The organism is Embleya sp. NPDC050154 (assembly GCF_044460165.1).
Taxonomy (GTDB): domain Bacteria; phylum Actinomycetota; class Actinomycetes; order Streptomycetales; family Streptomycetaceae; genus Embleya.
The window spans coordinates 71,144-86,663 of the sequence record NZ_JBITJP010000038.1; the positions used below are offsets into that span (position 1 = coordinate 71,144).

Below are 15,520 nucleotides of genomic sequence, written 5' to 3' on the forward strand. Positions count from 1 at the left end.
GGCAATTCCCAGGCACAGGGCGGCCGTGACGGCAGGGACGGATGAACGCACGGCATCTTACGGAACACTCCTCAAAAGGGGGCAACGGCGCCTCACGCGCGCCGAATCCGCCGGTTCCGCCTGGCGGCGGCAACCTTGAGCGGTCCCCTGGGTTTCCCGGTCCCGGCCGCGCGGTACATCGTGCGAGAGCACCACCACGCCACTGCACCGATATGCACGGGCGTCAACCGAACCGGCTCATACCGAACCGACTTGCCCATGGCCGCGCCGACGCCTGCCTCCCGGCCATGGCCGCATGCGGGACATGCCGCATGGTTCAGGAAGCCAAGCGCCCGTCGTTCCACCCGCCGCGGAGTCGGACTCGACACGATCCTCCGGATTCGCCGGGATCCGGGGGGAGTCGTCTGGTCGAGCTTGACGCGGGGCGGCTTCGCACACACGTGCCCGGGCCTGCGAGTGTTGCCAGGTTCGACGATCGACGAGCAGGGGCACGGTGAGGGTGGGCAGCAGCCGGACGAAGCCGATCAGTCGGTAGCCGACCAGTTGATCCGGGTTCGGGTGACCGGCCCGATTGAGCACACTCGCAGCCGCGCATGCCGCGGCGACGAGCCAGAAGGCTCCGGGCCCGCGCCACGGCGCCCATACGGTACGGACAGGGCGAGCATGACGGGGCGGCACGGGGTAGCGCACCTGACGCTTGGCCGCCACAGGAGGCGTCGCGCCGCAGTGCTCCGGCACGGCCCGGTTCGGCGAGCCGCCGGGCCGAGGGCTTGGGCGTGCGGGCGAAGGTGTGACGGAAGCGGGACCGCCGGCCCGAGCGCGAGAATGAAAAGCTGCGCGAGCAGGTGGACTTCCTGAACGTCGAGCGTTACGCGTGCCCACGGTGCGCGGCCGCGGCCGGATCGCCGTCGCCGATTCGTGCTCCGGCGCTCGCGCGCTGTGGGATGGAAGGGCCGGTCGGTCACGGAGTTCGCGATGGCGGCTCGTCGGGCGTGAGTGCATCGTCGCGGGAGCAGTTCCCGACAGCCCATCGAAATGCTCGTGCGCAGGCGACCGGACCTGGCCTGGTCACCGGCCCGGAACCGTTGGCGGAGCACTGGCGAGGTACGTACCCCGGTGAGGCCTGGAAGCTCCCGGTGTGCGTCCGATCCGACGCGGCGGCGACCGCGCGACTGTCGCACCGGATGGCTACAGTCGCCCGCGTTCCTCCTTGACACGGGGGCAACGAGCGACTGGGCGAAACGGGGCTCTACATGACGTACACGTTAGACGAGGCGCCGAAGCATTGGGCGGTGTCACCGAACGCGCTGCTGATCGGCGTCGGTCGAGCGGCCGATCATCGCCACAACCTCGAACGGGAACCAGGGCTGTTCCTGCAGCACTTGGTCCAGGAGTATCCGCCACCCAGCCTGGTGCATGCCGTGTGCGATGCCGGTTGGACGCCTGGACTCGAGGCGCTCGCGAACAACACGAAGGCAGTGGAAGCCGATCAGGACCTGCGCGATCGGTTGACCGCGACGGGTGATCCGCGAGTGGCCGTCATCGTGCTGTCGGGCACCACGTGGACACAACGTGACCGCAGACGAATCCTGGCCGCGGCGGATCTGCGGCCCGAGCGGGAACCGTCGTGGAGGAGACTATGCGAATGGCTCTTCGGGAACGCCAAGAGCCCTTCCCTGAGGTCGGCCGTGGTGTGCCCGTCTCCCGGTGTACCGGAGTACGTACTGCGTGTGCGCGGCACCGACCTGACCAGGGCCGAGCAACTGCGAGCGTTGCTGTCCGTGCACACCCACGGCGGTGTCGACGCCCTATGGACGGCGCTCGAAGACCTCCGTGAGCCCGGCACGCTCCACGCCGACGTCCGCGATCTCCTCGACGCGGCCATCGCCACACCCGCAGGCGTCGAAGCCCTGCGCGTCGCGGCCGTCGACGCCGAGGGCACACAAGGCCTCATCGCGGAACTGCGCGACGCGGACACGTACGACGCCGCGGCGGGAAGCGTGAGCCGCCGCGAGGACATCGACGGCGACGCTCTTCGAGCGGCACACGAAGCGCTGCCGTTCGGTCCCGAGGCCGCCCGTGCCCTCGTCGAACACACCGACTGCCCGGCCCGGTTGGTGGCCGCGCTGTGCATGACCCACCCTCGCCCCGCCGAGCTCCTGGGCGTGAGCGCCACGACGCCTCCGGGCGCACTTCTGCTCGAATTGCCGCCCAAACGAGTGACGACGAAGGTACTCACGATCCTGGTCGAGCGCTGCCTCGGGCACGATTTGTCCGGCGACGACCTGTTCGATCACGCGCGCCCTGCCAAGGTCGCGCTCGAACTCGCACACCGAGCAGGGGAGTCGCCCTCCCTGGTGTGGACGGCGTTTCACGCCCGCCTGGCCGAACTCGTCCGGACCGGACCGGGAACCGACCCCTCGGTCTGGCGCGAGATCGCCGACCGACTGAACCGATTCCGTGGCACGGTGTCGGAACTGGTGGAGGAGGCGCGGCACCATGCGGGCACGACACAGGGGCCATCCTCCCCGTGGCCCCACGCGGGAGAACTGCCCGGTCACACCGCGACGCCACGCCTCGACGCGCGCCGCGCGGCCTTCGTCGCGCTCACCGACGCCGCCGACGACGACGCACTGGAGGCGTTGCTCCCACACTTGGACGATCGCACCGCCTACGACGTCGTCGTGCACGGCCGGTGGCGTCCCACCCGACTCCCCGAGCTGATCACCGGCGCCCCGAGCCGCGAACGCACACTGACGGCCCGTCACCGCCGATTGCCGGCCGACTCCGTCGCACCCCTGGCGGCCCTTGACGATGCCGACGTAAACGCGGGACTGATCTACCAGATCCACGCGAACGGTCGCCTGCTCCTCGACCTGGTCCAAGGCGTCCCACGACACCCGGGTGCGAACCGCCCGCGCGTCGAACTCGCGCCGACACTGGTCGCGGAACTGCTCGCGCCCGACACGCTCGTCGACCGGCGATGGCTCGCCCCCTTCGTGGGATCCGGTGACCCCGCGCTCATCGCGGCGGCACTGGCACGTGTGCGCCTGAACACCCGACACCTTCAATTGAAGCTGGCACTGGGCCAATGGGAGCGCGGCGGTCGCGAGCAGGTCGTGCTGCCCGACTGGGCCCTGGACACCACCAAGCAGTTGATCACCTCGCTGCGGGCGGAGCCCGACCCGGACGCCGCCCTGCAGAAGTTGCGCGAACACGTCCACGACTGCGACTCACCCACGAGCCTCGCCCGGCGCCTGCACAGCACGACCGCGCGTTCACTGCCCCAACTGCTGAACGAGGGCTACCGCTGGGACTGGGCTGCCGTCGAGACCGAGTTCACCCACGGCCGGTTGCACCACGAAATCCTCGCCGATCTCGCGGAACTCCCCGGCTGCCCCCGAACGCTGCGTCCCGGCCCACGCGAAACCACCTTCGTCGAATCCCGCCCGCCAACGCCCGCGGCGGTGCTGCGAGGCCTGGCCCGCCGCAGACTGCACACCGACGACGCCTGGGCGAAGGACGCCCTGGATCAGGGCACAATCACCCCGGACGACCTCCTGCGCCATGCTCGCCCGGTCATCGGCCTGCCGGTGGAGCCGATACACCGGGACCCCGTCGCGCGCACGACCCTCGAACACCTCATCCGCGAACACCTCGACGGCAACCCACAGGCCTGGGTCGTGGCGCTGCGCCTGTCGCGCGACTTCGAGGGCACCCTGCCGGAGCTGATCACCACTGCGGCGAAAGCCACGTCCTGACCCCGGACCAGCAGCCACGCCGCTGTGATTTCACAGGGGAGTATCAGGATTTAGGCTCTGTCCCGTAATCGGTGGCAACGAAGGGTCACAGCTGCCGATGTGACAAGACCCCGGCCGAGGTCCGCTCCCACACCGCATGCTGGGCGACCGTGAACCCGACCCGGCCCGGCACCGGGGAACGCCGGCAACAGGTCCAAGACCGCTTGACGGTGTTCGGGGCGAGGTTGAGGCGGCGGGCGCGGCGTAGGTGGGCGATCCGTCCCGACACACGACCTCGACGCCGGGATGCTTGCGCAGCCAGGCTTCCAGGGTGGCGGCCTCGCGGTCGGGAAGCACGTCGACGCGCTCAACCCACGCTGGAGCGCCGTGCACCGCAGTACCGGCCTACCCTCGTCGACCCCTACCGCGACCACCTTCGCCCCCGCCGGGCCGCCGACCCGGCCGTTCCCGTGAGGCAACTGTTCGGAGAGATCCGGGAGTTGGGCTACACCGGCAGCTTGAATCTGCTCTACCGGTACATCACCCAGGGCCGCGCCGAGGGCGGCAAGCCCGTCACGACCCCGCGGCGTCTGTCCCGGCTACTTCTGACCCGCCCCGACAACCTGCGCACCAAGGACGCCGAACTCCCGCGGGAACTCACCGCCGCATGCCCCGAGATGAGCGAACTCGCCCGCCTCGTCGGCGTTTTCGCCCAGTTCCTGACCCCGACCGAGGGCAACGACGCCAAACTCACCGACTGGATCACCCAGGTTCGCGCCGTCGACCTTCCCCACCTGCACTCCTTCGCGAACGGCCTCGAGCTCGACCGAGCCGCCATCGACGCCAGCCTCACCCTCCCGTACCACAACGGCCGCACCGAAGGCGTCAACACCCGCACCAAGAAGATCATGAGGCAGATGCACGGCCGCGCCGGCTTCCCGCTCCTGCGCCAACGGATCCTGCTCCGGTGATCAACCCGAGGCGTTACCACCGATTACGGGACAGAGCCGGACATTTTACAGTCCCGTGTGTCCGGGCACCAGGTCGTCGACGTGGCCGCCGGCTTCGGTGTGCAGGCGTACGGCGGCGAGCATGCGTTGCCAGTCCAGCGACCACCGCTGCGCCGGATCCGGCCGTCCGGTGGGGTTCCAGTCGGGGTCGATCTCGGCCAGGCGTTGCCAGCGTTCGCGCCAGCGTTCGGGGTTCTTGCGTGTCTCCAGCGGCCGTCGGCAGTTGGCGAGGAATTGCCCGACGGGATACCCGTTGATCGCGGCGGGTTTGGGCGCGGCCAGGTGCCCGTAGACGGCGAAGTACGCGCGGCTTATGGCGAGTCCGTCCTCGAACGCGGTGTCGTCGGTGTTCCACACCATCCCCAACCGCTCCAGCAGCTCGACGCGGTGCGGGGTGATCGACCCCGCCTCCCGGGCCCGCCGCTGGTCCCCGATCCATTGCCCGAGCGGGTACGAGGTCCCGGTCTGGGTGTCGTAGTCGATGCTCTCCAGCGGCACCCGCAAGTGGCCGTGGGCCGTGTGCCGGCGTGTGGCGGCGTGGTATCCGCGGCGCCAGTCGCGGCGTTCGGGGGTGATGACGCGCAGGTTGGTGAAGTCGCGCAGGAGCGTGGGGTCGCGGTCGGTCATGAACCGCACCAGGAACCGCTCCTCGACGCCGGCGTCATCGCGTTCGTCGCGGTCACCGGGCTCGACGTCGTCCCGTTCCTCAATGTGCTCACCGTCGTCGGCGTTCGGCGTTCGGCGTTCGACGTCGTCGACGTCGATCGCTCTCGCCCTGGTCCTGGGTCCGCTGGGAGCGGGTGTGGCGAGCATGTCCAGGACGCGTCGCGACGGCGCGAGCGCCGCTTCGGTGCGCGCGGCGGGGATCGGCGGGTTCGCCGGGGAGTCGGCCGATCCGGCCCGTGAAGAGGTGTACCGCTGGGGTGTACTGTCGGTACACCCCAGCGGTACCGTGAGGTCATGCCTCTTCCCCGATTCGATCGCCTGCCCCCCGAGCGCCGGGAGCTCATCCTGGGGGTGGCGCGCCGACACTTCGCCGAGCACGGCACCGAGGGCGCCTCCTACAACAAGATCATCGAAGCCGTGGGGGTCTCCAAGACCGCCGCCTACCACTACTTCGACGGCCGTGAGGACCTGCTCGCCGTCGTCCTCGAGGGGGTGTTCGAGCGATTGCTCGGCGCCATCGGCCCCTGGGTCCCGGCCCGTGACGAGGCCGACTTCCGGTCCCGGTTCGCCGCCGGCTCCGCCGCCCTCGCCGCCCACCTGCGGGACCACCCCGAGGACCTGGCCCTGGCCGATGCCGCCATCGGGCGCGCCGACGGGGGCCGGTGGCTCGACTGGTTCGGCGCCCTGGTCACCGACGGGCAGCGGCTCGGGGTGATCCGCACCGACGTGGACCACGGGCTGCTGGTGTCGGTGACCGCGGCGGTCGTCCGGGCCGCCGATGCCTGGGCCTTGGCCCGCATGACGACCGAGTCCCTGGCCGAAGCCGCGGACCTCCCGGAAGACGAGGCCTGGGCACAACTGTGGAGCCTGCTGCACGGCCTGTGGGGCGGGGCGGTCGGTGCGCCCGCCGCAGGTGCCGGAGAGGACCCGACCGATGCGCGCTGATCTGCGGATCTCCTGGGAGATACCGGCCACCCCGCCCGGCCTCGCGGGACGCCTCGAGCGGTTCATGGGCCCCGGCAAGTCGCGTTCCGAGTCCGTGGTGGAGACCCTCGGCTTCCTCGGCTGCGCCGCGCTCCTGGCGGCCGGCCTGTGGACCTCGGAGGCCGCACACCACTGGTCCACCGCGCAGCTCGTCGTGGTCGTCCTGGCCGGGCTCGACCTGATCGGCGGGGTGCTGACCAACGCCACCAACGCCGCGAAGCGTTGGTACCACCGGGCCGACCCCGGGGCCAGGCGCGCCCGGCTGCTGTTCGTCTCCGCGCACCTGATCCACCTCGCCGCGATGGGGCTGGTCGTCCTGTCCGGTGACCTCGCCTGGATACTGACCAACGCCGCGCTGCTGCTCGGCGGGGCACCGGTCGTGGAGTTCGCGCCCGTGCACGTCAGGCGGCCGGTGGCGATGGCCCTGGTGACGGCGGCCGTCCTGGTCAACCTGTTCTGGGTGTCGGTGCCCGCGGCACTGGCCTGGTTCGCGCCGCTGTTCTTCCTCAAGCTGCTCGTCTGCCACCTCGTGCCCGAGGCGCCGCTGGAGCGGACGCGGGATGCCTGAAGCCGGGGCCGAGGGATTCCGGCGAACCGACACCGACCCGGTCGCCTGCGCCGTCCTGCCGGCCGCCGCATTCGCCCGGGAGCCCGCCGTCACCTGGATCCGCGGCGGCTCGGCCCCGTAGGCACCCACTGGTTCCGGGCGACCCTGCGCACCCACGCCCGCCTCGCCCGGGCACGCCGTGCCGCGCTCGTGGGCGCGGACGGTCAACCCCTCGCGACGGCCGTCCTCACCCCGCCGGGCGCGACCCCGAGCGCCGGCGCCCGCGCCCTCTGGGCGGCCCGTACCGGGCTGCGCTGCGGGCCGCGCGCCCTCGGCCGGACCCTGCGCTACCTGGACGCCCGTCGTGTGCGCCGCCGAGACAACCCCGTCCGGCCCGGCCGCTGCGGGGGTGTCGGGCGGCGGGTGGCCGGGCCGCGAGTGCGGATCACCACGTGCCCGGCAGCCCGGATCGGGATCGACCTCGACCGTGACGCCTTCCATGCGAATAGAGGTATGGTTTATGGAACTGTACTTCTATAAGTGAAGGTCGCCATGGACAAGCCCCCCGAGATGTTCGATCGCGACTACGAATGGTCCGCGCTCACCCGATTCATCACCGACGAGCAATCCGGGGCCAGCCTCGGCGTGGTCTCCGGACGGCGACGCCAGGGCAAGACGTTCCTCCTCGACGCCGCCTGCCGCGCCGCCGGGGGTTTCTACTTCGGTGCCACCGAGGCCGCCGACGCGGAGTCGTTGCGTCGGATCAGCGCGAGCCTCACCGCCCACACCCGGCCGACCAGCCCCCATCACTTCGAGAATTGGTTCGAGGTGGTCGACGCGCTCCTCGCCCTCGGAACGGAGCGGCCGGTACCCGTCGTGATCGACGAGTTTCCCTACCTTGCCAAGGCCAATCCGGAGCTGCCCTCCATCATCCAGGAGGCGTTCCGCCCCCTGCGCGATCAGCGCACCGCCTCCCGCGCGCGACTGCTGCTGTGCGGCTCGGCCCTGTCCTTCATGGGCAAACTCCTGTCCGGCAACGCCCCCCTGCGCGGCCGCGCGGGTCTGGAACTGCTCGTCCGTCCCCTCGACTACCGCCTCGCCGCCGACTTCTGGGACATCACCGACCCCCACCTCGCCCTCCGCGTCAACGCCGTCGTCGGAGGCACCCCCGCCTACCGCCGCGAGTTCGCCCGCGGGGACAGCCCCACCGGCCCCGACGACTTCGACGACTGGGTCGTGCGCACCGTCCTCAACCCCGAGACACCCCTCTTCCGTGAGGCCCGCTACCTCCTGGCCGAGGAACCCGACCTGCGCGACACCACCCTGTACCTGTCCGTCCTCGCCGCCGTCGCCGACGGCAACGCCACCCGCGGCGGCATGGCCGGCTACCTCGAACGCAAAGCCACCGACATCGCACACCCCATCAACGTCCTCGAAGACGCCGGACTCCTCCACCGCGACGCCGACGTCTTCCGCGACAACCGACCCACCTACCGCATCGCCGAACCACTCATCCGCTTCCACCACGCCATCATGCGACCGGTCTGGGACCAACTGGAGCGCCCCGGCAGCGCCCCCCGGGTCTGGCAGGCCAGCCGCCGCCGCTTCGCCGGCAACGTCCTGGGCCCCCACTTCGAACAGGTCTGCCGGGACTGGGCCCTGCACCACGCCGACCCCGACCTCCTCGGAGGCCTGCCCGCCCGAGTCGGCCACGGCACCGTCCACGACCCCAAAGCCCGCACCGGCCACGAGATCGACGTCGCCGTCATCGGCATCGCCGAGGGAACCAAACCACCCATGCTCGCCATCGGCGAGGCCAAGTGGAACGACATCATCGGCATCGCCCACATCGAACGCCTCCGCGCCATCCGCACCCTCATCGGCCATGCCGGACGCTACGACACCACCCACACCCGACTCGTCTGCTTCAGCGGAGCCGGCTTCAACGACAAGGCCCGCGCCGCAGCCCACGCCGACCCCGACATCCTCCTCGTAGACCTCCACACGCTCTACGGACGGACATGACACCCACCCGGCCCGACAAGTGCCGACACCCGCCGATCCTCCTGCCGCACCCGCCACGGATCGTCCCCCCACCCGAACCCCACACCCCCACCCGCGCCCCCACGCCGTCGGCGGACGACGGCGCCCATCCACACGATCAAAGGCCCGCCGTAGTCGACCGCGACAACCGGCCCCAACCACCACCGCCCAACCCGCTCCCCAAGCTCGCGGCAAAACGCCCCGTCCCCCGGCAACGTCCGAGGCCACCCGGCACCGCCGCCGCGCCACAACCGCTCCGCCATGGAGGCGTTGTTCGGTGCGGGTGGCCCCTCCGGCGCGGGCACGGCGCATGAGCCGGTCGAAGGCTTCCGCGAGGTTCGCCTCGTGGATGTCGGCGTCGGTGTGGGGGATGACGGTGGCACGCACGTATTGCCGGGTGCGTTCGTCGAACGGGTGGTGGGCGTGGTCGCGGTGGATCCACGGGATCTCGGTCGACTCGCCGTCGGGCAGGCGGATCCGCACCTGGCGGCCGTCGTGCGGGTTGTGGTGGACCTCCCACTTCCCGCCTCGGGCGGCGACGCCGGAGGACTGCCCGCGAAGCGGGCCCAGGATCTCGTGGTCGTAGGTGCGGTGGTCGATGCGGATCCCGCGTTCGCCGGCGGCCTGCCATCGCACCGGCAGCAACTCGAGGTGGTCGCCGCGGCTCAGCGGTACCGGCACGTATCCGCACGCCGCGACCAGGGCGGCCCACATCCGGTTCGGCGTCGACGCGACCCCGGGCATCACCGGATGGCGTAGTCCTTCGTGGGGGCGGTGGTGCCGGTGCACGAGCCATTCGTCGAGCAGGTCCTGCAAGCGGGCGACGCTGAAACACGCCTCATCCTCGGCGTCTGTGCCGCGTCGGCCGGCGTCGGAGCCGGTGTACCCGGGAAGGTGTTGGCGGAACAGGGAGTTGATGGACCCGAAGGTGCGCTCGACGATGCCCTTCGCCGTCGGCGCGTACGGCGGAGCGGGCTGCACGCCGATCCCGAGCGTCTCGCACGCGGCGGTGAACGCCCCCGACAGGAAGACCTTCCCCCGGTCCACGACGATCGTCTCCGGAACCACGTCCGGCCGCGCCGCCGCGCCGTCAAGGCGTTCGTCCAACGTCATCGGCCGATCGCGCGAGAGCAGCCGGGTATGGGCGAAGCGCGGCGCGTCGGGCCACGTGGGCCGGGCCTGGTGCGGCACCGCCATCTCCGCGAGCAACAGCGCCGCGTCCACCGCCCGGGTCCCGCCCGGGCACAGCACCGCAGCCAGGATGGCCCGGGTGGCGACGTCGACGGCGATGGTTGCGTTCGGGCCGCCCCACCGTGCCGTCCTCGAACAGGGCCAGGACATCGAGACGGGTCGTGTCGATCCGGACCTGTTCCCCGGGTCGAGGCGCCACCGTCGTGGTCAACCCACGTCCGTCCTCGGTGATCGGGGGATTGCGGACGGGCCGCCCCGGACGGTCGGCGGGACGGGCGAGTCGATCGACGAGCCGACTGAAGGTGGCCCGCGCAGGCATCGGCACCGCATCGCCGTACCGATCCTCGAGGAGTTGCGCGACCAACGGCATCAAGCCCTTGACGGTCCCCTTGGAACGCCCCCGCTGCCCAAAGACCACGTCCGTGATCGCGGCCACCACCCCGCTCGTCGGTGCCCGCCCCACCCCGCCGGAAGCACGCGTCGTTGCGGTGATCGACCAGGCCCCACAATCCCCGCCGCCGATACCGGCCGCGCATGCGCTGCACCGTCGTCCGCGACACCCGCCCGAACCCCAGCGCCGTCAACTCCTCGGCCGTGGCCCGTTCCCGCTCGGCCGGTGTCCACCGACCCGGCTCGTACTCCTGCCGTGGCACCCCGCCGCCGCCGGGCCGGTGGAGATCACGTTTGCGCGACCGATATCCGGGGATCACGTGCCCGGCAACTGCGGGCCGCTGCGAGCACGGACACGAATTTCGAACGCAGGGGCGATGGCGAATGCCTCCCCGCAGCATGGGCATTCGGCTTGCCCGAACATGTACGGCAAGCTGCGAGACAACGCCGTCCGGCCGTCGCGGATCGCGATGTCCGTCAAACGCAGACCCAGGGGAGACATCCCGGCGCGCTCGGCCGGCCGCAGCGGGCGGCGGTCGATATCACCACGGTGCCAGTGACGGATCGCGGAATAGTCCCCGTGCTCACCCACGGCGATCGTCACCTCCACGCCACAGCGCGGACAGTCGGCGCCCAGGAAGGCGTCGGTAGGATCGTCCAGAGCCCAGACCCACGCGAGGTGACCCTCGAGCGCCAGCATCTCCCGAAGCGCGCTCATATAGCGGGCGTCGCGGGCATGGTCGCCCAGGTGCCGATCCGCCAGGACCGCCAACTCCGTGATCAGGTCGGCATGCGCCTCCCTCGCGCGGACGTTCTCCTCGTCGAGGCCGCCTTCCCACACGAGCCGGCCCGCGACCGACAATGCGGCGTCGCGATCCACCGCGCATCCACCGGTCGCCATCACCCACAACAGCGGGACCCCGGCGAAACTCTGCGGCTCCACGCCCTCCTGCAGGCACAACTCATCCTCGACCTTTCGCCATGCCCGCTCGCGAGGACCCGAAATCGGACTCGTGAACAGCGCCGGGGCGTCACCCGGGGGGTACAGCCAATGAAGTTGCGACCAATGCATCACGCCCGGATTCCATCAGCCGCGTCCGACAACCCGCCGTCACCGGCCGGGCCATCCCGTCGGCGAGACCGACCACCGTCGAGGACCATCAACCTGTCGCGCATCACGTTCGACCCAAGGACACATGCCGCCGCGTGATGTCGACCACACCCCGGACCCACCGCCGATACCGGTTCCCACCCCCCGAATTGCTCGACCTCACAGAGATCAACCTTGATATCAAATCCGCGCAAGTTTGATGTCATAGGGTAATTTCTCATCCAGGAGGAGGGCCTTCATGTCCCGCACGCTCATCGACCTCGAGGACGCGTTGCTCGCCGAGGCCCAGGAACATCCCGGGACGAGCACCAAGGTCGCCACGGTGAACGCGGCGCTGCTCGCCGCCGTCAAACCGGCCCGGCGCCGGGAGTTGGCGGACGCGATCGCCTCCGGCGAGTTCGACCTCCTCGACGAGGACCGCTCCGCCCCACACGACGTCTCGTGACCGTGAACCGGCAGCGTTACCTGATCGACAAGTCCGCGCTCGCCCGCTGGGGCAAACCCGCCGTGCGCCCCGTCCTGGACGACCTCTCCGACCGCGGACTCCTCGCGGTCACCGGGGCGGTGGAGACGGAAGTCCTGCACAGCGCCCGCCACGCCGACGAGGCCGACCCTCTGCACCGCCTGCTCACCGGCTTCGACCAACTTCCCTGCCCGGACGAGGTATGGGACCGCGCCAAGGACGTCCAGCGCCTGACGGTGGGCAAGGGCTTCCACCGGGCGCTGTCCATGGCCGACCTGCTCATCGCCGCCACTGCGGAGCGCCACGGCGTGGTGGTCCTGCACTACGACGGCGACTACGACATGATCGCCGCCGTCACCGGCCAGCCCACCCCATGGGTCGCCCCCGCCGGAACAGCAGACTGACAGCGAGCGCTCCGCGCACATGCCTCATCGCAGGACGGTTCACCGACGGCGCCGCGTCGAGACGCCCATGGGCGCGTGCACGCCGCCCACAGGTTGCCCCACCCGGCCGTGGTCGCCGGCCGGTCCTCCTGCCGCACCCGCCACGGATCGTTCACCCACCCGAACCCGGACCCGGATCCGCACCCGCGACGGCGCGGCGCCTGCGGATGACGGCGCCCATCCACGCGAACAAGGCCCCGCCGTAGTCGACGGCGATCACCGGCCCCAGCCACGGCCGCCCGACCCCCCCAGTTCGCGGCAGAACGCCCCGTCCGCGGGCAACGTCCGAGGCCGCCCGGCACCACTGTCGCGCCACAACCGCTCCGCCACCCCGACGACCGCGGCCCGGTACCGGACACGCACGTCACGATCACGCTGGAGCGCCCGACCGGCGTGTACCAGCGGCCGATCCGGGAGGACTGATCGACCACACACCGCCCGCCGAGGATGCCGGCCGGGCTGCACCTCCCGCTTGCTCCGCCCCGGCTGGTTTGAAAGGAGCCACGCGCGAGTTTCGCACCCGGTGGCGGCGGCCGTGCCGTCTCCGGGTACGTCGTCGTCGGGCTGCGCCCGGGTTCGGCCGGCAGGAGCCGGCGCAGGGTGACGGGCGCGGCGGGAAGTCGTCGAACACCGGGCCCGTGGCCGGCGGAATCCGACGTGGGGTTCGTGTCGGCGTCCGGGTCCACGGTCAGGGCGGGGTTGCCCGCGGTGAGCCGGCCCAGCCGCCCCTGCCAGCGCCGCGCCATGTGGCGTCCGCCTCGGCCTTCATCACCCGCCACGCCCCACCGGGACGCAGCGCCACCTACCAGGCGGCCCTGTCCACCACGCAGGACATCGGCACCGCGATCGGCCCCACCTCCGGACTCGCCCTCGCCCGCATCACCACACTCGCCCTGGTATGGATCTCGGCACTCCCCTTGGGCCTCCTCGCCGGCCTCGCCACCGCCCGGGCCGCCCGCCCCCTGTCACGACCCGACCCCGACCCCGCGACGGCCGACAACGCCCAACCGGCATGAAAGAAACCGGTGGCCCGCACCAACCCGGCCACCCGACGGCACGACCCGGACCACGGACGTCGAGGGCCGCGGATCGCATGTGGTGTCCCCACCGGTCTCTTCGACTCAGAACTTGGCGAGATTGAGCGCGTTCTGGAGCGATCGGATCGTTCCCGGCCCCCAGAGGCCGTCGACCGTCAGGCCGGCCCCGGTCATCTTGTTCAAGTGCTGTTGAAGGGAACGGATCGTGGCAGGGCCCATCGCGCCATCGACCGTGAGGCCGGCTCCGCTCCAGTTGTTCAGGTGGTTCTGCAGGGCTCGGATCGACGCCGGTCCCCACTGACCGTCTGCGGTAACGCCGATTACTCGCTGGATGGCGGCGATCGTCGTCGGACCGAAGTCGCCGTCGACCACGAGAAGCGCGCCCTCGTCCAGATACGCGTTGTGGGCCGCGTCGGTGCCGGGGCCCCAGAGCCCGTCAGCCGCGACGCCGACCTTGCTCTGGAGCCAGCGCACCCCGGCGTTGGTGGCCGGACCCCAGATGCCGTCCACATGCAGTTTCGGCGAGTACCCCAGGGCGTTGACCGCGTTCTGCTGGAATGCCACGGAGCGTACCGAGGTCATTCCGCCGCCCGAACCACCGCCCCCGGTGGCCGCGGCGTACGCGGTTTCGGTGTTCGGTCCCCAGAGCCCGTCGGCGGTGACGCCCACTCGCTGTTGCAGCCATCGCACGCCGGCGTCTGTCTTGGGACCCCAGATCCCATCGGCGACCAGGGCGGGCGAGTAACCCATCTCATTCACCGCCCGCTGCTGGGAGGCCACCGACCGAACCGACGCCATCCCGCCGCTCGAACCGTCGCCGGAGCCGTCGGTGATCGGGACGTCGTCCCCGACCATGCCGCCCTGCACCCATGCCCGCAACGACGAACCGGGGCAGGAGGTCGACTGGCCGGGCAACCCGCTGTGCCAGGTCTTGGCGAGGGTTTTCTCGGTCAGTCGGTTGGCGTAGAGGTACAGCGCCCGAAAGGCTTGCAGGGTCTTGGTGGTGGCCTCGCCGTCACGACCGATGAAACACACCCCGAGGTGGGTCGTGTTGTGTCCGGTGGCATGGGCGCCTTCGGCGGTCCAGCCGCGCCCTTCGTAGATACGTCCGTCGCGGTCGATCAGGAAGTTGTATCCGATGTCGTCCCAACCGTGGGAATCCATGTGGTAGTTCTGGATTTGCCGGGGTGTCTGGGTGGGTGGGGCCGCCGAATAGTGGATGGTGAAGCCGGTACGGGCCGACAGCGGCACCCGGTTGACCGCCCGGGGCGGTCGGGCCCCCCACTGGCTGCGAGGTTGGATCCCGACGGTGACGACCGGAGGCTGTGGCCGCGTGCCCGGTTCGAGGGTTCCGTCAAGGACGTAGGGATAGAGGTTCTTGGGGCATTCGGCGGACGACTTCAGGTCCCGGTGTCCCTTTATCAGTGGCCCGGCGCTCTCCTCCAAGCGCAGTTGGGCAATCAGCTCGCGGATCGATGTCAGCATCGCCGAGGACGGGGTGTCGCCGGACTCGATCATCCCCATCACGGCGAAATAGTCCTGATTCGCGCCGGGCGTCGCCGTGCCGTTGGCCCCCGATCGCGTCTTGGCGCCGCGTCCCTCGAAGACCCATCCATGCTGACATACCAGATAGTTGTAGGGAATATCGTCGAAGACGTCCCTGTCCAGCACCCACTCCTCGAAGAGGGACACGTTTATCGCCCGGTCCTGGATGTCCCAGACCTGGCGATAGCACTCCTGGTGGTTGGTCTTCGGAAAGCCGGAACCGGGGCCGTGGTGGTGGATGACCACCCCGCCGAGCCAGGGCTTCCACGTCCCGGTGATGGGAACCTTCGGTGGTTGAGCGCCCCAGGCCGATCGCGGAACGATGTAGATCACGCGCAGCACCTCCGGGT

Annotated in this window: 12 protein-coding genes and 1 pseudogene; 10 read left to right on the plus strand and 3 right to left on the minus strand. The window is 70.7% G+C overall.

The features are described 5' to 3' along the window. Positions 1 to 1,253: 1,253 nt before the first annotated feature. Both ACIBSV_RS46080 and ACIBSV_RS46085 read left to right on the plus strand, forming a co-directional pair. Positions 1,254 to 3,761 carry a hypothetical protein gene (locus tag ACIBSV_RS46080; RefSeq protein ID WP_395873525.1) on the plus strand — a complete coding sequence of 836 codons (2,508 nt, stop codon included), beginning with the start codon at positions 1,254 to 1,256 and terminating at the stop codon, positions 3,759 to 3,761. Between the two features lie 359 nt (positions 3,762 to 4,120). Next, positions 4,121 to 4,711: pseudogene (locus tag ACIBSV_RS46085) on the plus strand (transposase); the annotation flags it as partial. Positions 4,712 to 4,756: 45 nt separating this feature from the next. Here the strand turns inward: ACIBSV_RS46085 and ACIBSV_RS46090 are convergent. Next, positions 4,757 to 5,563, minus strand: a complete 807-nt coding sequence (locus ACIBSV_RS46090) for a helicase associated domain-containing protein (protein WP_395873526.1) — start codon at positions 5,561 to 5,563, stop codon at positions 4,757 to 4,759. 147 nt (positions 5,564 to 5,710) lie between these two features. On the opposite strand from ACIBSV_RS46090, the gene ACIBSV_RS46095 reads away from it, so the two are divergent. The 5 genes from ACIBSV_RS46095 (at position 5,711) to ACIBSV_RS46115 (ending at position 9,749) form a co-directional block, all read left to right on the plus strand. Beyond that, on the plus strand, positions 5,711 to 6,361 hold the full coding sequence (locus ACIBSV_RS46095) for a TetR/AcrR family transcriptional regulator (protein ID WP_395873527.1): 651 nt from the start codon (positions 5,711 to 5,713) through the stop codon (positions 6,359 to 6,361). Beyond that, positions 6,351 to 6,968 carry a hypothetical protein gene (locus ACIBSV_RS46100; protein WP_395873528.1) on the plus strand — a complete coding sequence of 206 codons (618 nt, stop codon included), beginning with the start codon at positions 6,351 to 6,353 and terminating at the stop codon, positions 6,966 to 6,968. The genes ACIBSV_RS46095 and ACIBSV_RS46100 overlap by 11 nt, the downstream gene beginning before the upstream one ends. Continuing rightward, a complete protein-coding gene (locus ACIBSV_RS46105; RefSeq protein ID WP_395873529.1) occupies positions 6,961 to 7,089 on the plus strand; it encodes a hypothetical protein in 129 nt (42 codons plus the stop codon). The genes ACIBSV_RS46100 and ACIBSV_RS46105 overlap by 8 nt, the downstream gene beginning before the upstream one ends. A 410-nt stretch (positions 7,090 to 7,499) precedes the next feature. Then, on the plus strand, positions 7,500 to 8,972 hold the full coding sequence (locus ACIBSV_RS46110) for an ATP-binding protein (RefSeq protein ID WP_395873530.1): 1,473 nt from the start codon (positions 7,500 to 7,502) through the stop codon (positions 8,970 to 8,972). Positions 8,973 to 9,251: 279 nt separating this feature from the next. Then, positions 9,252 to 9,749, plus strand: coding sequence for a hypothetical protein (locus ACIBSV_RS46115; protein ID WP_395873531.1), 498 nt, complete (start codon positions 9,252 to 9,254; stop codon positions 9,747 to 9,749). Positions 9,750 to 10,887: 1,138 nt separating this feature from the next. Here the strand turns inward: ACIBSV_RS46115 and ACIBSV_RS46120 are convergent. After that, positions 10,888 to 11,514, minus strand: a complete 627-nt coding sequence (locus ACIBSV_RS46120) for a hypothetical protein (RefSeq protein ID WP_395873532.1) — start codon at positions 11,512 to 11,514, stop codon at positions 10,888 to 10,890. Positions 11,515 to 11,920: 406 nt separating this feature from the next. Here ACIBSV_RS46120 and ACIBSV_RS46125 point away from each other — a divergent pair, with 406 nt between their 5' ends. The 3 genes from ACIBSV_RS46125 to ACIBSV_RS46135 all read left to right on the plus strand — a co-directional run bounded on the left by ACIBSV_RS46125 (position 11,921) and on the right by ACIBSV_RS46135 (position 13,604). Next, positions 11,921 to 12,127, plus strand: a complete 207-nt coding sequence (locus ACIBSV_RS46125) for a type II toxin-antitoxin system VapB family antitoxin (protein ID WP_395873533.1) — start codon at positions 11,921 to 11,923, stop codon at positions 12,125 to 12,127. Between the two features lie 2 nt (positions 12,128 to 12,129). After that, positions 12,130 to 12,549: a PIN domain nuclease gene (locus ACIBSV_RS46130; protein WP_395873546.1), complete on the plus strand. Its 420-nt coding sequence runs from the start codon at positions 12,130 to 12,132 to the stop codon at positions 12,547 to 12,549. A gap of 785 nt (positions 12,550 to 13,334) precedes the next feature. Next, on the plus strand, positions 13,335 to 13,604 hold the full coding sequence (locus ACIBSV_RS46135) for a hypothetical protein (RefSeq protein ID WP_395873534.1): 270 nt from the start codon (positions 13,335 to 13,337) through the stop codon (positions 13,602 to 13,604). A 105-nt stretch (positions 13,605 to 13,709) separates the two neighbouring features. Here the strand turns inward: ACIBSV_RS46135 and ACIBSV_RS46140 are convergent, their stop codons facing one another. Next, on the minus strand, positions 13,710 to 15,503 hold the full coding sequence (locus ACIBSV_RS46140) for an N-acetylmuramoyl-L-alanine amidase (RefSeq protein ID WP_395873535.1): 1,794 nt from the start codon (positions 15,501 to 15,503) through the stop codon (positions 13,710 to 13,712). Between the last annotated feature and the right edge of the window lie 17 nt (positions 15,504 to 15,520).